Genomic DNA, 738 nt, shown 5'->3' with positions numbered 1-738 from the left:
GCCCGAGTGCTCAGACGCGTCGAGCACGCGGAGGAGGAGCTCGGTGGGCAGTCCGGATTCGATCAGGAAGCCGACGTAGTCACCGGATGTCGAGGGCGGATCGGGGACGCGTGAACCGGAACTCGAGCCGGAGCTGACGGACCCGCCCGTGGACGACTCGGGGTAGGAGCTGACCCAGCGGTCGGACGCCACGTCGCAGACGAGCCCGGTGAAGTCGACGTCCTCCGGCGACACGGTCGACATCCCGTCCGTCGATGACGAGGACGATGACGAGGACACGCCGGCGGAACGGGCCTCGGCGATCGGGGCCGCGAGCGCTTCTGCCCCGTACCCGACCGCCGATGTCAGCACCCCGAGGACGAGCAGCACAACCGCCGTCCGGGGTCGGTCGAGACGACTCCGACCGATCGCGAGGCCGACCATCAGAAGAGAGAGCCAGACCGGCACCGAGTAGGTGGACTGGAACACGAGGTCGATACCGTGACCGGTGGCTCCCGGCGCGATGATCGGCTGGAGCGCGAACACCACCGGGCCAAGGAGGGCGATGCCGGCGGCCGTCAGCAGGAGCCGTCGTCTGCTCCATCGCAGCAACGGAATGACGGCGACGAAGAGCACTCCGTAGAACGTCAGGATGACATCGACACCGGTACCCAGCAATTCGAGCGCCACGCCGATCAGGAAGACCGCGGCACCTCGACCGACGAGCCCCAACCGAACGGAACGGATATCGCGATCACC

Annotated in this window: 1 protein-coding gene; it reads right to left on the bottom strand. The window is 67.8% G+C overall.

What is annotated here, in order from left to right; genetic code table 11:
- Positions 1–738, bottom strand: a 738-nt coding sequence (locus AC4FQ5_RS19695) for a hypothetical protein (protein ID WP_491146245.1), incomplete at both ends; no start/stop codon positions are given.

The sequence above is a fragment of the Chryseobacterium sp. DT-167 genome, assembly GCF_058310155.1.
This window is presented reverse-complemented; position numbering and strand designations above follow the sequence as displayed.